The following is a 14,677-nucleotide window of genomic DNA, read 5'->3' on the forward strand; positions in this document are numbered from 1 at the left end:
TCAGTCACCTTCGCGCCCGGCACCAACGTCTCCTCGACAATCCGCGCCTTGTCGTCCTGCGACCAGCGCCGCCGCCGCTCCAGCCCGCCCAAAACCTCGACCCGCATCGCCTGATGACCTTAAAGCTAGACTTAAGGCTACACGCTTCGCGAATTACCTCGCGTCACGCAAGACGGCGCCCGTCGGATGCGTACGACCAAAGCGATGGCGCACGACCTTCATCATGACGACGAGGCCAAGCAGCACGCACGGATCAAGCCATCAAGCTGCGCAAGCAGGCGGCCAGAAAGTGAACGTTTGTCGGAATGGATTCGGCGCTTCTGTCGGAATGGAAATCAAATATTCCGATAAGTACCTGAAATTATTGGAGCGGGTGAAGGGAATCGAACCCTCGTATTCAGCTTGGAAGGCTGCTGCTCTACCATTGAGCTACACCCGCATCTCGGGTTCACCTAACACGGCCGGGCGGCGGCCTCAACTGCCCCGGCGTGCGTTCTGTTCTCCGGTAAACGAAACCATTTCGCCGCAATCCGGCCGGTTTCCCGGCGCGGCTGGGCCGGAGGGCGGCCTTAACAGCGGCGGATTCGGCACCTATATTCGAAGTCCCATCAACAAAGAAAGGAGGTGATCTAGTGTCTTGTCTCAAGCGCTGTCACCTCGCTGGGATCGCCCGCTAGGACCTGAGTAATCAGCCTGGCATCGGGGCGCTCTCAGCCCTGGACCAGCGAGACATCAAAATCGGGGGCGCGGCGGAAGCTCATCCGCCGCGCCTTTTTTGCTGTTTTGGCCCGCGCGATTCGCCGCCGCCATGCCGGACGGCGGGATACCTTGTCGCAACCCAGAGACCGTCCGATCCGCTACAGATGAAATGTCGGCTCGGATCGCCGCGAGACGTCCTTGGGCCAGTCGCATCAGAAATAAGGAGCACATCAGATGCTTTATGCCATCCTGGCCTATCACGTCGAAGCCGAGGTCAAATCGTGGAACGCCGAGGAGGACGCTGCCGTGATGACGGGTCTGCGCGAGGTCCATCAACGGCTGAAGGGCAAGCTCGGCCCAGCTGCGCGGCTCGGCGATACCCGCAACGCCAGCACGCTGCGTGGGCCCGGCCACGGCATGGTGATCGACGGGCCGTTCTCCGAAACCAAGGAGCAATTGCTCGGCTTCTACGTGATCGATTGCGCCGATGAGGCGGAGGCGATCGCCGCGGCGCGCGACCTGCGCAGCGTCAACCCGTCGGCGGTCTACGAGATCCGCGCGCTGAAGCTCTACATCCCCGGCGCGCCGTTTCCGGAGACCGCGGGCCCGCGCGACGCGTAGCGCGTGATCCCCGCGCAAACGGCTTTGGCGCTTGTCGCGAGGGAAAACCGCTTCGCACTTTTCCGGATCATGCCTTAGCGGCTGGAGCGTTTCGGCAGCTTCGGAAGCTTGCTCGGGTCGAACTTCGGCAGCGGCAGATCCGGCGGCGGCTCGGGTGCCACCTCCTGGCTCGGAATCAGCGTCACCTCGAAGGCGAGATCGGGCACGGCGTCCGCCCTGCCCGTGCAGGTCGCGATCGCGCCGGTCCAGATGCCCTCGAGCCGCACCACGAGGTCGTCGGTGCCGAACACGGTCGTGCCGTCCCTGGAGTGCCGCTGCGTGGTGAGCACGGCGGAGAAGCGCTCGCCGTCGACCTCATAGGTGCCGCTGTAGAGCATGACCGCATCGCTGCCCCACAGCCTGCCATCGGCGACATGCACGATGCCGGTGCCGTCCGCAAGCGACGTTCGAAACCACGCCGCGTAGGTGCCGTTCTTGAGCATGGAGCCGGTTTCCATCTGCTCCCGTTTCACAGCGCACGATCTGGGCATCGTTGCGTTAACAGGCGATGAAGGAACTCGCGCCTGCGCTCATTGGCCGTCGATCTGCCGCCCCATGATGGCGATCGCCTTCTGGTAGACTCCTGCCGCGTTCCACGCCTCGATCGCGGCGAAGTTGGGTTCCCCGGGCTGATAGCCGGCGCCGGCGCGCCAGCCATGGGCGCGCAGGAAGTTCGCCGTCGAGCTCAGCGCGTTGGCCGCGACGTCGAGATTGCCGGTGCCGTAGGCGAGGACGTTCTTCGGCATGAACTGGGTCTGGCCGATCTCGCCATGCATCGAGCCGCGCGTGCTTCCGGACAAAGTGCCGCGGTCGACGAGCTTCAGCGCCGCATAGAGCTGGTCGGTGAAGAACTCCGGCCGGCGGCAGTCATAGGCAAGCGTTGCGATCGAGGACAGCATGTTCTGGTTGCCGCGCTGGCTGCCAAAACCGCTCTCCATGCCCCAGATCGCGATCAACGGTCCCGGCGGCACGCCATAGCGCTGCTGGATCGAGGCGAACAGCGCCGCCTGCGACTGCTTCAGCGATCGGCCGCGCGCCACGATGGTCGCAGATCCGCGCTTGGCCATGAACTGCTCGAGCGACAGGCCGAAGCTGCGCTGGCCGCGATCCGCGGCAATCGTCGCACTGGCATAATGGGTCTGCATCAGCGCGGCGATCGCGGTGGCGCCGATGCCCTTGGCGCTCGCCTCGCCCGAGAACTGCTGCTTCCAGGCTTCGAACCCGCCGGGCCCGTTGCCGCACTGCGCCGCGTTCGCCTCAGCCCCCAGCGTTGCAACCATCACGACGATGGCGAGCGCCGACGTCGCAACCTGCCAGCCCCTGATCATCCGAAACTCCTCCGCAAATGTGCCGCCGCCCCTCGCGGGCGCGGCGCTGACGATGGCCGGATGGACATGACCCGGCGATGAACGATCCGCCTCAGATTCGGCCGCGGACCGTCACGATATGTCGCCGGCAGCGGATTGGCCATCCCGGCCGCCTCGGGCAGGCCGGGACATTTGGCCCCTGCGCCCGGAAGGCGTCATGCGCCGGACATGACGACGAACACGGCGTGCGTGACGATGCAGAGCGCGCGTGAGATCAGCGAAATCCGGTGGTGAAAGGCGCTTGATGTAGTAGCCTCTTCGCGGGGACGGCGGCCCCGCTGTCCTCCAACTTGGGAGGCGATGGCTATGATGAAGACCCTGTCACTTCTAGCGGTCCTGCCCTTTATCGGCGTCCTGTCGATGTCAACGGGCCATGCCGCATCCACATGCTCGACCAGCAATTTCGGCATCTCTGCGGTACCGTGCGGAAAGCGGTACGCGGTCAGCTACGAAGCCTGCCGGAAGTACGTGATCGAGCATGGCGCATCGCCCGCCGAATCCTGGTGGTACTGCAGCAGTCAAGGCTACACGAAATAGTCGGCACGTCTTGAGAAAGGCCTTTCGCCGCCGCGGACAGCGCGTCGAGCTGCCGCGACGTCGAACACGCGTGCCTGCCGATCAGCGTGTTAGGGCACGTCGCCTCGCCTCACCGGGCCGACGGTCTGCGGCCGGTTGAGGAAGAACTCGCGGTTGCCGAGCGCGGCCTCGGCATACTGGTCGATCGCCACGATGATCGCCTGCACGTGGTGAAAGCACCAGCCTTCCCGCGTCGCCATGTGCCGGACCTCGGCCAGCGCCTTGATCCAAGGCGCGTGGTCATCGCTGTCGTGGAAATACCGAAGCGGCTCTCTCATCTTTTCCTCCGGCACATCACGTCTTGCAGCTCGGCGCGCAGCCGCCGCATCCCGGGCGCGCCGTCATGCACGCGCTTCGCCGGCGGCCAGATCTCGCTTCGCCGGGCGAATGAAGGCTGGCGTCGCGGCGCGACGGCGCGGTGCAACGCTCGCATGCACGATGATCGGATCGCGGTCGCCCAGGACCTCCCGCTCCTCGACCAGGCGGCTCATGACCAGCCGCATCCTCAAGAGGTCCCCGGCGACGAAGGCGCAGTCCTCATCGCGGTTGATCTGCTGGCGCATGATGGCTTCGGCCTCGAGCATGCTGACGCGCAGCGCCCTGATCTGCCTGCGAATTTCGCTTATGCGGTTGTCCATGGCGTCCTCCAATTCCCGGTGGAGGGCAATTAGAACAAAACAAGAACATCGAGTCAAGCGTGAAGGCCGTCCGTCATGGGTATCGTTATCACGACGTAACCGCGTGAGTTGCAGTCACCGGCCGTAACAGCTTTCATGAATTCAACGTGAGGTACCGGACATCAAGCGAGATCAAGGAAGCCACGGCCGATCGCGCGCAGCGAGGATCGCAGCCGTCAAAGACAAACAGCCGACATACGACTGTGGAACAATGTAGCATCGAACTTGTCTACACAAATAGACAAGTTAAAATGGGTCGATTCTATTTCGATCATTGCGCAGCAAATGCCCAAGTACTCCAATGCCCAAGTCCTCCAAGCTGGTAGCCGCGAAGCGCGGCAAAGTTCTTCTGGTTAGACGCCGATCTGACGGGCTGTGGATGTTCCCAGGCGGGCGCAGGCGCGCGCGCGAGACCGGGAAGGATTGCCTCAAGCGCGAAATCAGGGAGGAGCTGCCGAAGCTCAAGCTCGGCAGGCTTAGCCTGTGGAAGGAAGTGACGGCCAGGAACAAGCGTTCCGGCCGCAGGATGAGCGACGCGATCTTCATCGCCAAGAACGCCAAGGGCCGACTGGCGATCGGCGACAAGAAGGAGATCGACCGCGCCGCCTGGCAGAAGCCGCGGGGCCTTCGCCTGACACCGACCTCGCGCTACATCCGCGACCGGCTGTTTCCGAGAAAGCAGCGCCGCCGGAGATAGCGGCGGGGTCATCGCTGCTTGAAAGCGCCGCGCTTCCATCCCAAAGAAACGGCCCCAGCGAGGGGGTACAAGCTGGGGCCGCGAGTTTACCTTGATCGTCCGGGCGCTGCCGGCAGGGACAGCACCGAACCTCTGACAATCATGCTACGCCGCGTCGGTTCCTGGACGGCGGGCCTGGCTTTTTAGCTGGGCGACAACGCACGTTATCTATCTGCGCTCGCCGACCTGCAATTTGACGCGACGTAAGTTTGTTTAATCGTTGCGTGGAGTCATGGAACCGAAGACCGAGATTTGCCCGAAATGCGGGCTCGCGCCTGATCTGCAAGGAAGGCGTCTATCACGCCCTCGCCAAGGGCTTCGTCGAGCGCGCTGCGCCGGCGCAGAAGATCACCTCGATCTGAATTCCCGGCACCAAGGGAAAACGGCCCCGGCATCTCGCGTTGCCGGGGCCGTCCTATTCCCATGCTCACGGCGAACCGCCGGTGCCGATAATCAGGCGGACCCTCTGGGCCTTGAAAAATTTCCTTAATGAAAAAGCCTGCCCAGCATTCGAAGATTCACGCTATCCGGCGTTCCGGAAAACAACACGCGTGAATCCAGCTTGAATAAATTTCGTCTGGAACAAACGGAATGTTTCAGTGACTCTTCATGCGTGAACGCCAGTTCCGGGTTCCTCGGGGAGCGGACTTGTCGCGGCGACGTTGGTCTATGGGCAATCCCTGAGAAAGGGGGAAGCACCATGGTCGAGAACGTCATGACCAACGCCACCTATTGGCGGGATCGAGCCGCTAAGACACGTGCCAAGGCGGAGTTGTTCAGATACCAAAACTCACGTGCGAATCTTCTGAAGATCGCCGAGGAGTACGATCGTCTGGCCAACTATGCCGAGCAGCAATTACTGCGCGCACCGAGAGTAAACCTGTCCGGCCAATCTCCTTAACGGCAGGAGCCTTTGGACATTGGACCGTCTCAGCCGGTACGTGCGCCGCACGTCACGCTGCTTTGGCCAATCGAGCCTCAGCCCCGATAGGCAAACAGCTCGATCGGCTCGCTGAAACCGCGCACCGAATGCTCGCCGACATGCTCGAGCGCGAAATCGTGCGAGACCAGATCGGCGAAGGCGCGCGACAGCAGCACGTTTCGTCCCAACTGCTTGGTCAGAGCCTCGAGCCGCGAGGCCATGTTCACCGCGGGGCCGATCACCGTGAAGTCGAGCCGGCTGCGCGATCCGATGTTGCCGTACATGACGTCGCCGACATGGACGCCGATGCCGTAATTCATCGGCGCCCGGCCCATCATGCTGTTCTTTTCGCTCAGCGCCGCCATCGCCTGCCGCGCCTCGGACACCGCGTGCAGCAGGTTGGCGCAGGCCCTGGGATCGCTGAGCGGGAAAATCGCAAGCAGACCATCGCCGATGAATTTCAGGATTTCCCCGCCGTGCCGCGCAATCGGCTCCGACATCGCGTCGAAATAGTCGTTGAGGAGATCGATGACATCGTCGCGCGGCCAGGAGTCCGAGATCCGGGTGAAGTCCCTGAGGTCGCAGATCATGATCGCGGCGCGGACCGTGGTGCCGCTGCCGCGCCGCGTCGCACCCGCCAGGATCATCTCGCCAGCATGGGTGCCGACATAGGTCTCGAGCAGCGTCCGCGCCAGGCGGTTCTTCATCCGGATTTCGCTGACCAGCGCCAGCACCGGCAGCACCTTGCGCAGCTCGGCGATATCAGCGTTATCGAAACCGCCGGACCGGTCGGTCGCGAAGGTCACGACATGCCGCTTGCCGAGCGTATGCAGCAGCGGCCACGCCACATAGTCGGTCAGGCCTTGCGCGCGCATCTCGTCAAAGAGCGCATGCGTGCGGCCAGGCGCCCGTTCGAGCCGCTCGCGCACTTCGCCGGCGCCCTGGTGGATTTCGTAGACCGGGCTGCCGATATATTCCGAGCGCTCCCTGACCTCGTAGTCGACACGCGTGATCTCGGCCTCGCGCTTGCCGTCGCCCCAGATGATCCGGGCGCCGAGCCATTGCGGATGCTGGATCAGCAGATTCATCGTCGCCCGCTTGAGCGGAATACCCGTTTGCTGCAACCGGATGCACAGCTCGGCGAAGATATTGTCGATGAAGCGCTCGTCGCGGGTCTCGTTGGTCAGCCAGGCCACCACGTCGCCGCCAGACTGCGGCGTGACGGACTCGATGTTGGGGGTGTTCATGGCTTGCTCCGGAGCGGCGGGTGGGATCGGCACGCGATATGTCGTGCTTCTGCCCGGCAACGTCAACGCCACCAGCGGTAACGTGATCGGGCGCGCCGGTGGTCAAGGCTCTGTATCCCCGCCCTGTCCTGCACTGCGCATGGTGTGGTGAAGACGGACGCACTGCCAAAATATCGAAAACAACCCCATGCAAAGTAGCCGGCGGACACGGCAGCTTGACTCGTCGGGCAAATCAGCGGTACTCTTCCATTATTCAGAAATCGTATCGATTCAGCCTACCCGCCCAGCCGATCGACCTCAGCCTTGCCGACCTTCATCACCAGCGGGATGTGCTCGCCCTGGCCGAGTAGACAACTCACGTCGCGCAGCGGGTTGCCCTCGACTACCAGCAGGTCGGCGAAGGCCCCCGGCGCGATGCGGCCGAGCTTGTCTTCCATGCCGAGCACCTCGGCGCCGACGATGGTCGCGCTGGCGATCACCGCCTGCGGTCCGAGCAGTTCGGCGCGGATCCGGAATTCCTCGCTCTGCAGCCGCTGCGACGGCCCGAGCAGGTCGGTGCCGAACCCCATTTTCACGCCGGCCTCGCGGTAGATCGCGAGCGAGCGCAGGCCGGCGTCGCGAACGTCGGCGATCTTGGCGACGCTCGCCGCAGGCAGGCCGTACTTCGCGCCCTCATTGGCCAGCGCCTCGTAGGTGACCAGGGTCGGCACCACATAGGCGCCCTGCTCGGCCATCAACCGCGCGGTCGGAAGGTCGACCAGATTGCCGTGCTCGATGGTGCGCACGCCGCAGCGTATTGCCCGCTCGATCGCCTCCGCCGTGTAGGCATGCGCCAGCACATAGGTGTGCCGCGCTCTCGCCTCCGCGACGATGGCGCGGATCTCGTCCTCGGAATAGCCGTAGGCGCCGATCGGATCGGTCGGCGACGCGACGCCGCCGGACGCCATGATCTTGATCTGGTCGGCGCCCATCTGCAGCTCCTCGCGCACCGCCTTGCGCACCGCATCGACGCCGTCGACGACGCGCGCAATCGCGCCGACCCGCACGCAGCAGGAGCAGGTCGGATCGGCCAGATAGTCGGAGCGGGCGCGCCCGTCGCCATGCCCGCCGGTCGGGCTCAGCGCGCGGCCGGAGACGAACAGCCGTGGACCGTCGGTCAGGCCGGTGTCGATCGCCTGCTTCAGCGCGTAGCCGGCGCCGCCGGCATCGCGGACGGTGGTGAAGCCGCGCTTCAGCATGCCACGCAGCAGCATGGTCGAGCGCAGCGTCACCAGCACGTTCGCCATCCGCGCCTGCTGCGACAGATCGAGCTCGACCGCGACCGCATGCACATGCAGGTCGATCAGGCCGGGCATCAGGGTCTTGCCCTTGAGGTCGACGACCCGATCGGCGGAAGCCTCGATCGGCCGGTCCGACACCTCCTTGATCAAGCGGTCCTCGACCAGCACGTGGTGTCCTTCGAGCAGATCGGAGCGCAGGGGATCGAGCAGCGCGGCATTCTTGAAGAGGGTCGTAGCCATGATGGTCTCCCAAGCGCCGCGATCACGCGGCTTCGCTTGCGATGTCTTCCAGCGAGCGGCCGCGCGTCGGCACGCCCATCAGCACGACGGTCAGCGCGCCAATCAGGAGGACCGACGTGGTGACGCCGAACACGCCGGCAAAGCCGAAATTCGGATAGAGGTAGCCGACCAGGATGGGAGCCGCGATCGCACCGATCCGGCCGATCGCAGATGCGAGCCCGGCACCCGTGGTCCGGATCGATGTCGGAAACACTTCGGCCGTGTAGGCATAGACGCCCGCATAGGTGCCGTTCATGAAGAACGACAGCAGCAGGCCGGCCGTCATGATCTCCGCATCGCTCTTGGCAAAGGCGAGCCCGAGCGCGCTGACGCCGCCGAGCAGCATATAGGTCGCAATCGTCGCCTGCCGTCCGATCCGCTCATTGAAAAAGGCGGCGGTGAAATAGCCCGGTACCTGCGCGCAATACATCGCGAGCGAATAGCCAAAACTCTTGGTGATGCTCATGCCGTTCTGCACCAAGAGGCCGGGAATCCAGACGAAGAAGGAATAGTAGCTGAAGGTGATCGACAGCCACATGATCCAAGTCATGGTGGTGATGCGCGCCTGCCGGCCGGCGAGCAGCGCGGCAAAATTGCTCAATAGCGTTCCCGACGAGGCGACTGGCGCGGCCGGCTCGGCGACGGCAGGCGGCAGCGCGCGGCCCTCGCGCGCGAAGCCGGCCTCGATCCTGTCGAGCACCGCTTCGGCCTCCTTCGCCCTGCCGCGGCTTTCCAGCCAGCGCGGCGATTCCGGCAGCGACCGGCGCCACCACAGCAGCATCACGACAGGCACGGCCGTGATGACCAGCACGATGCGCCAGCCGTTCTCGTAGGCGGGCACGATGAAATAGCCGAGCAAGGCGGCGGCGACGAAGCCGAACGAGAAGAAGCCCGCCAGCGCGCCGGTGAAGGCGCCGCGGTAACGCCGCGCCACGAACTCCGCGAGGTACGGCGCGATGATCGCGCTCTCCGCGCCGGTGCCCATACCGGCGACGACGCGCGCGGCAAAGAACGCCGGCCAGCTATCCACCGCTGCGCTGACCAGCGAGGCCGCGCTGTAGAGCGCGAGCGCCGACATCATCACCGCGCGGCGGCCGATCAGGTCACCTAGCGTCCCCGCGAGCAGCGCGCCGAACAGATAGCCGACGAAGGTGCTGCTGCCGAGCAGGCCGGTCTCGACATTGGTCAGCCCCCAGGCGGTGCGCAGCACCGGCAGGATGAACGCCAGCACCGCGGCATCCATCGCGTCAAAGAGATAGCCGAGGCCGCCCATCAGCAGCAGGTGCACATGGAACCGCGCGAACGGCAGGCGCTCGATGCGCGCCGAGATCATCGACATGAAAGTCCCCCCTCGCCCCGCAGCGGCACGCGCCACAGGGTCAGCCGGGGAATGATAGACAAACCAATATTATCCGAATAATTTATAATCGTTATCTGGCACATCACCCCCGTGAATATTGCTCGTGTCCTTCCGCACGCTCGACCTCAACCTCCTGAAAGTCTTCGAGGCGCTGATGACCGAGGGCAGCGTCACGCGCGCCGCCAGCGCGCTGACGATGACGCAGCCCGCGGTCAGCAACGCGCTCGCGCGGCTGCGCGACGCGCTGGACGATCCCCTGTTCGTGCGCACCGCGAGCGGGATCCGCCCGACGCAGCGCGCCGTGGCGCTGTGGCAGCCGATTGGCGATGCCCTCGAACATGTTCGCCACGCGCTCGATGAGGACGCTTTCGATCCGCGACAGACCCAGGCCGAATTCATCCTGTCGATGTCCGACTACGTAGCCTCGCTGGTGATGCCGCGGCTGCTCAACCGCTTCGGTGACGTGGCGCCGTCCGCGCGCATCCACACCGTGCCCAACACCATCCTGGAGATCGGCGATCGGCTCGAGGACAACCGGGTCGATTGCGTGCTGAGCGTCTATGTCAACGAGGCGCAGCAGCCGCCGGCCGTGATCCGCTCCCGCTCGCTGTGGACCGTCGAATATGCCTGCATGATGCGGCGGGACCATCCGCTGGCCAGGCAGAAGCGGCTCAACACCCGGAGCTTCCTTGCCGCCAAGCATGTCGATGTCAGCCTCGCCGGCAAGACGCTGCCGACCTACGACCAGTTTCTCGCCTCGCGCGGGCTGTCGCGCAATCTGGTCGCGACCGTCAACCACTACAATGCCGCCTACGAGATCGTGCGCCAGTCCGACCTGATCGCCGTGCTGCCGCGCGATCTCAGCGCCCAGTCCCGCCACGCGCCCCATCTGCACGCCATGCCGGTGCCGCTGCCGGCGCCGCCGCGCATCGTCAGCCTGTTCTGGCACCAGCGCAACGACACCGTTCCCGCGCAACGCTGGCTGCGCGAGACGCTGGTGGAGATGTTCGCAAGGATGGAGTGAAGGGGGTGGGATTGGCGCATGCGGATTAGCCCGGCTCCCGGACACCCGTGACCCCCGTAGCGGCACGGGGATGCTGATTAACGCTCCCACAACCCGGGTTTTGTTTCCGATTGACGCCATCGGGGACCGAGGTGGTAGGCTGTCGCCATTTCACGTGGCCATTTGAATGCGCGAGTTATTGGAACAATATCAGCTTTTGCTGGCGCCCTTGATCTTCGTGCCGTTCGAGCAACTCTTTGCAGCGAGGCAGCAGAAGATCTTCAGGCGTGGTCTTTCGACCGATATGGCCTTCCTGTTCCTCAACGGCTGGCTGGTGTTCATCGGCGTGACCGCGATCATCGCACTGGCGACGCTAGTCAATCAATCGATCCTGCCCTCGGCAGTCAAGCAGGCGGTCAGCGATCTCCCGTATTGGGCTCAGGCGCCGATCGCGATCGTGATCGGGGACCTCGGCATCTACTGGACCCACCGCATCCTGCATGTCGTGCCCGCCATGTGGCGCATCCATGCCGTCCATCACGCCGTCGAAGAGCTGGACTGGCTCGCCGCGATCCACCAGCACCCGCTTGACGTGACCTTCATGAAGGTTGGTTCGCTGTTTCCGCTGTTTGCGCTCGGTTTCTCCGTTGAGGCGATCGGGACCTATCTTGCGATCTACTACTGGCAGTCCTGGCTCGCGCACGCCAACGTGCGCCTGGGCTACGGCCCGCTGCGCCACATCCTGGTATCGCCGGAGTTTCATCACTGGCACCACAGCAGCGAGCGGGAAGCCAGGGACAAGAATTACGCCGGGCTGTTCTCGTTCTACGATGTGCTGTTCGGCAGCCTCTATCTTCCGGAAGGGCAGAAGCCAACGGCATTCGGCGTCGATCATCCGATGCCCACGAGATACCTGGCGCTTTTGGCCTATCCATTTTTCGCCTGGGCCTCGATGCTCAAGCGCGACGATTCGTCGGGCACCAGGCATCCGGTTGGCGCGGAGGCTGTGCCCGGCACGGCAACGCCGCCGGCGCACCAGGACGGCTGATCCTAATGATCTTCGCGACTGTTCGCGATCGGAACACTAGCCTCCGACCGTCGCAGATTTTTGCAACCCTTCGCCTGTAGCCGTTTCGCCGGCCTCTTGCCGGTATCTCATCCAGATCAGCGCGATCACGGTTGCGCACATCATGGGGCCGAGAGGCGTGCGCACGAACGGGAAAGCGTATCCCAATACGAAGACGACGCTGACAGCGATCCGGAAGGCGCTTCGACCCGAACGCGACGCGAGGTGGCCCGCGGTGGCGTTCATGAGAAACACCAGCGCGACCACCAGGACCGGCATATCGTAGATCGCGAAGTAAGGGGAAATCAGCGGCGTTGCCGCCAGCAGGCTTGCGGCCTTTACGGCGAAGCTGACATGGCCGCGCCACAGGATCAGCACCCCAATCGCAACCACCGATGCGATGGCGACGTGGACCACCATCGCCGAACCGTAGCCAAGGCCGGCGTCTCTCAAGAGCCCGTAGACACTCTGCAGTTTGTACCATGGCAGCGCGCCACTGAGGTGGAATTGCGTCGTGGCGAAGGTGGCGGCGGCGCGGAATCCATCGAAGGTATCCCAACCGAAGATCAGCCCGGCGAGCAGCAGGAGGACCGGAATCGCCAGGGCGGCGGTGATGACGACGCGCCAACGCCCGGTGGCGATCAGCACGAAGGGAAGCAGCACGCCATATTGAGGTTTGAAGATGAGCAGCGCGATCAGGATTCCACTGAGAAGCGGACGCCTGTCCAATGTCAGCAGGATGCCGCCGAGCAGCGATGCGGCGAGCAGCGCGCTTTGGCCGGAAATGAAGTCGTAGAATACGGGCGGAGCAGCGAGTGCCAGCAGCAGCGCGGCGGAGCGTGGCCGGATGGCATGAACGACAAGCAGCCAGCAAGACAGCTTTGCCGCGCTCCAGACCCAGAACGCGATCGGAAACGGCAGCAGCGCCAGCGGCGCCACAACCAGGAAAAACACCGGCGGATAAAAGAACGGAACCGGTACCTGATCGTAAGGATACGGAGCGTGATTGAGGGATTGCAGCCGGAGAACAAGTTGCTGATGCAGCTGCTCCCAATCATAGGCCGCCGCCGCATGGCCTTCGAGCGCCATCGCGCCCGCGCCCCAGAAACATGAAAAATCGATTCCGGCCTGGCCGCCACCACCGAAAAATGCCGGTATCGAAACCAGGATCGAGACGCCAAGCAAGATGACGCAGGCAACCATCAGCGCCGGGTCATCTCCTGCAGAAGCGTCCCAGTGCAAAATTTTCTTCATATCCTCTGAAACGGCTCAATCATGAAATGGCGCAATCTACCATTGCACTCTCGGGCCGAGCAACGGAACGCCGGCGGCAGCTGGAGCTGTTTGCGCGGATAGGGTGAAGAAGCGGGTATCGTATGGACGAGCGGGCTGTGGCCTAGCTTCGCTCACGTCGCTGCGACGGAGCTTTCTGGGCTTGCCGAGCCGTGGGTCGAAAATGTCAGTCCGTCTACGCTTTCGCTGGCGCTCAAGCTACGCCGGACACGCTTCGCCCTGACGGGCCCCTGCGTGGCTGCGCCACGCGTAGCCCGTCAGGGCGAAGCGTGGTGGGGGAGGCAGGACTCGAACCTGCGAAGCCATGAGGCGGCTGATTTACAGTCAGCTCCCTTTGCCACTCGGGACACTCCCCCGTCCAACAGCATCAGACCGGCCGCGCGAGTGGCGGCGGACCGGGTCATCGAAATGACGCTGATAACCGGCCGACCCGAAGCGGGTGCGCGGTCGGGCGCGTTTATGGGGGAAGGCGGTCCCCAAAGTCAACCAAGCCAACGATCTAATTGGGATACTTTTGCAGGCTCGGGCGATCTCTGTTCCAAAGTAGCGAGTCTTGCGGCTAGATTCTTGTTTTGTCGCGTTTTCCTCACGCGAACCGGACCCCACTTCGCTCGAAAACGCTGTGTAAAATTGCCAATATTCGGGAGCCGTGACACAAGCCTCACATGAGCGATCGCGACCGCAAACCCAATTTCCGAGGCAAGGGCGGTAAACCCTTCCAAAAAGGGCTGAAATTCGGCCGCCCGCCGGCCCGGCGGGAACGCGAATCCGGTTCCGACGGGCCGGTGATTCTGTACGGCTGGCACACGGTGTCGGCGGCGCTTGCCAACCCGAACCGCCATATCCGCAAGCTTTACCTCACCGAGAACGCGGCGAAGCGCCTCGCCGACGAAAACATCGCGACCCGCGTCGCCCCCGAGATCGTCCGGCCCAGCGAGATCGACCGGCGCCTCACCCCCGATGCGGTGCATCAGGGCCTCCTGGCGGAGGCCGATCCCCTGCCCTCGCCCGGCATCGACACGCTGGCGCTGGAGGGCATCGTGCTGGTGCTCGACCAGATCACCGATCCGCACAATGTCGGCGCCATCCTGCGCTCGGCCGCGGCGTTCGCGGTGAAGGCGATCGTCACCACCGCCCGCCACAGCCCGGAGGCGACCGGCGTGCTGGCGAAGTCGGCCTCCGGCGCGCTCGAGCTGGTGCCTGTTGTCACCGTGCAGAACCTGGCGCGCGCGCTGAACGAGTTGAACGAGCGTGGCTTCCAGACCGTCGGCCTCGACAGCGAGGGCAGCGAGGATCTCGGCAAGGCCGCGCTGCAAGCGCCGCTCGCGCTGGTGCTCGGCGCCGAAGGCAAGGGCTTGCGGCAATTGACGCGCGAGACCTGCCGCCTCGTCGCCCGCCTCGACATGCCGGGCGAGATCAAAAGCCTCAACGTGTCGAACGCCTGTGTGCTCGCGCTCTATATCGGCGCCAGCCGGCTCGGGCTGATGTGAACGACAAACGCCCGCTCGCGTG

Annotated in this window: 16 protein-coding genes and 2 tRNA genes; 8 read left to right on the plus strand and 10 right to left on the minus strand. The window is 64.2% G+C overall.

Annotated elements, in window-relative coordinates; genetic code table 11:
• Nucleotides 1-365: 365 nt before the first annotated feature.
• A tRNA-Gly gene (locus tag I6F38_RS10075) sits at nucleotides 366-439 on the minus strand.
• Nucleotides 440-933: 494 nt separating this feature from the next.
• Between I6F38_RS10075 and I6F38_RS10080 the strand changes: the two genes are divergently transcribed.
• The gene (locus tag I6F38_RS10080; protein WP_028335390.1) at nucleotides 934-1,320 is read left to right on the plus strand and encodes a YciI family protein; all 387 of its coding nucleotides are present in this window, start codon (nucleotides 934-936) and stop codon (nucleotides 1,318-1,320) included.
• Nucleotides 1,321-1,394: 74 nt separating this feature from the next.
• Here the strand turns inward: I6F38_RS10080 and I6F38_RS10085 are convergent, their stop codons facing one another.
• Both I6F38_RS10085 and I6F38_RS10090 read right to left on the minus strand, forming a co-directional pair.
• Nucleotides 1,395-1,817: a hypothetical protein gene (locus I6F38_RS10085; protein ID WP_018272222.1), complete on the minus strand. Its 423-nt coding sequence runs from the start codon at nucleotides 1,815-1,817 to the stop codon at nucleotides 1,395-1,397.
• Nucleotides 1,818-1,889: 72 nt separating this feature from the next.
• Nucleotides 1,890-2,687 (minus strand): lytic murein transglycosylase, encoded by a 798-nt coding sequence (locus tag I6F38_RS10090; protein WP_038383190.1) that lies wholly within the window; start codon nucleotides 2,685-2,687, stop codon nucleotides 1,890-1,892.
• 345 nt (nucleotides 2,688-3,032) lie between these two features.
• Between I6F38_RS10090 and I6F38_RS10095 the strand changes: the two genes are divergently transcribed.
• Nucleotides 3,033-3,263, plus strand: coding sequence for a hypothetical protein (locus tag I6F38_RS10095; protein ID WP_225160192.1), 231 nt, complete (start codon nucleotides 3,033-3,035; stop codon nucleotides 3,261-3,263).
• Nucleotides 3,264-3,352: 89 nt separating this feature from the next.
• On the opposite strand, the gene I6F38_RS10100 is transcribed toward I6F38_RS10095, so the two are convergent.
• Nucleotides 3,353-3,580: a hypothetical protein gene (locus tag I6F38_RS10100; protein WP_016843397.1), complete on the minus strand. Its 228-nt coding sequence runs from the start codon at nucleotides 3,578-3,580 to the stop codon at nucleotides 3,353-3,355.
• Nucleotides 3,581-3,643: 63 nt separating this feature from the next.
• Complete coding sequence (locus I6F38_RS10105) at nucleotides 3,644-3,940, minus strand: hypothetical protein (RefSeq protein ID WP_225160297.1); 297 nt, start codon at nucleotides 3,938-3,940, stop codon at nucleotides 3,644-3,646.
• A 340-nt stretch (nucleotides 3,941-4,280) separates the two neighbouring features.
• Between I6F38_RS10105 and I6F38_RS10110 the strand changes: the two genes are divergently transcribed.
• The 3 genes from I6F38_RS10110 (at nucleotide 4,281) to I6F38_RS10120 (ending at nucleotide 5,616) form a co-directional block, all read left to right on the plus strand.
• Nucleotides 4,281-4,676, plus strand: coding sequence for an NUDIX hydrolase (locus I6F38_RS10110; RefSeq protein ID WP_225160193.1), 396 nt, complete (start codon nucleotides 4,281-4,283; stop codon nucleotides 4,674-4,676).
• Nucleotides 4,677-4,939: 263 nt separating this feature from the next.
• Nucleotides 4,940-5,077: a hypothetical protein gene (locus I6F38_RS10115; RefSeq protein ID WP_225160194.1), complete on the plus strand. Its 138-nt coding sequence runs from the start codon at nucleotides 4,940-4,942 to the stop codon at nucleotides 5,075-5,077.
• A 338-nt stretch (nucleotides 5,078-5,415) separates the two neighbouring features.
• On the plus strand, nucleotides 5,416-5,616 hold the full coding sequence (locus I6F38_RS10120; RefSeq protein WP_225160195.1) for a hypothetical protein: 201 nt from the start codon (nucleotides 5,416-5,418) through the stop codon (nucleotides 5,614-5,616).
• 77 nt (nucleotides 5,617-5,693) lie between these two features.
• On the opposite strand, the gene I6F38_RS10125 is transcribed toward I6F38_RS10120, so the two are convergent.
• The 3 genes from I6F38_RS10125 to I6F38_RS10135 all read right to left on the minus strand — a co-directional run bounded on the left by I6F38_RS10125 (nucleotide 5,694) and on the right by I6F38_RS10135 (nucleotide 9,782).
• Entirely contained in the window at nucleotides 5,694-6,884 is a 1,191-nt protein-coding gene (locus tag I6F38_RS10125) for an adenylate/guanylate cyclase domain-containing protein (RefSeq protein WP_225160196.1), read from the minus strand.
• 275 nt (nucleotides 6,885-7,159) lie between these two features.
• Nucleotides 7,160-8,404 (minus strand): amidohydrolase family protein, encoded by a 1,245-nt coding sequence (locus tag I6F38_RS10130; RefSeq protein WP_225160197.1) that lies wholly within the window; start codon nucleotides 8,402-8,404, stop codon nucleotides 7,160-7,162.
• Between the two features lie 22 nt (nucleotides 8,405-8,426).
• Complete coding sequence (locus I6F38_RS10135) at nucleotides 8,427-9,782, minus strand: MFS transporter (RefSeq protein WP_225160198.1); 1,356 nt, start codon at nucleotides 9,780-9,782, stop codon at nucleotides 8,427-8,429.
• Nucleotides 9,783-9,900: 118 nt separating this feature from the next.
• On the opposite strand from I6F38_RS10135, the gene I6F38_RS10140 reads away from it, so the two are divergent.
• On the plus strand, nucleotides 9,901-10,827 hold the full coding sequence (locus I6F38_RS10140; protein ID WP_346657104.1) for a LysR family transcriptional regulator: 927 nt from the start codon (nucleotides 9,901-9,903) through the stop codon (nucleotides 10,825-10,827).
• Nucleotides 10,828-10,993: 166 nt separating this feature from the next.
• Nucleotides 10,994-11,854, plus strand: a complete 861-nt coding sequence (locus I6F38_RS10145; protein WP_225160200.1) for a sterol desaturase family protein — start codon at nucleotides 10,994-10,996, stop codon at nucleotides 11,852-11,854.
• A gap of 36 nt (nucleotides 11,855-11,890) precedes the next feature.
• On the opposite strand, the gene I6F38_RS10150 is transcribed toward I6F38_RS10145, so the two are convergent.
• A complete protein-coding gene (locus tag I6F38_RS10150) occupies nucleotides 11,891-13,126 on the minus strand; it encodes a glycosyltransferase family 87 protein (RefSeq protein ID WP_346657105.1) in 1,236 nt (411 codons plus the stop codon).
• A 309-nt stretch (nucleotides 13,127-13,435) separates the two neighbouring features.
• Nucleotides 13,436-13,521, minus strand: a tRNA-Tyr gene (locus I6F38_RS10155).
• 309 nt (nucleotides 13,522-13,830) lie between these two features.
• Between I6F38_RS10155 and rlmB the strand changes: the two genes are divergently transcribed.
• Entirely contained in the window at nucleotides 13,831-14,655 is an 825-nt protein-coding gene (gene rlmB / locus I6F38_RS10160; RefSeq protein ID WP_225160201.1) for a 23S rRNA (guanosine(2251)-2'-O)-methyltransferase RlmB, read from the plus strand.
• Nucleotides 14,656-14,677 lie beyond the last annotated feature (22 nt).

The organism is Bradyrhizobium sp. BRP56 (assembly GCF_020194035.1).
GTDB lineage: Bacteria > Pseudomonadota > Alphaproteobacteria > Rhizobiales > Xanthobacteraceae > Bradyrhizobium > Bradyrhizobium australafricanum.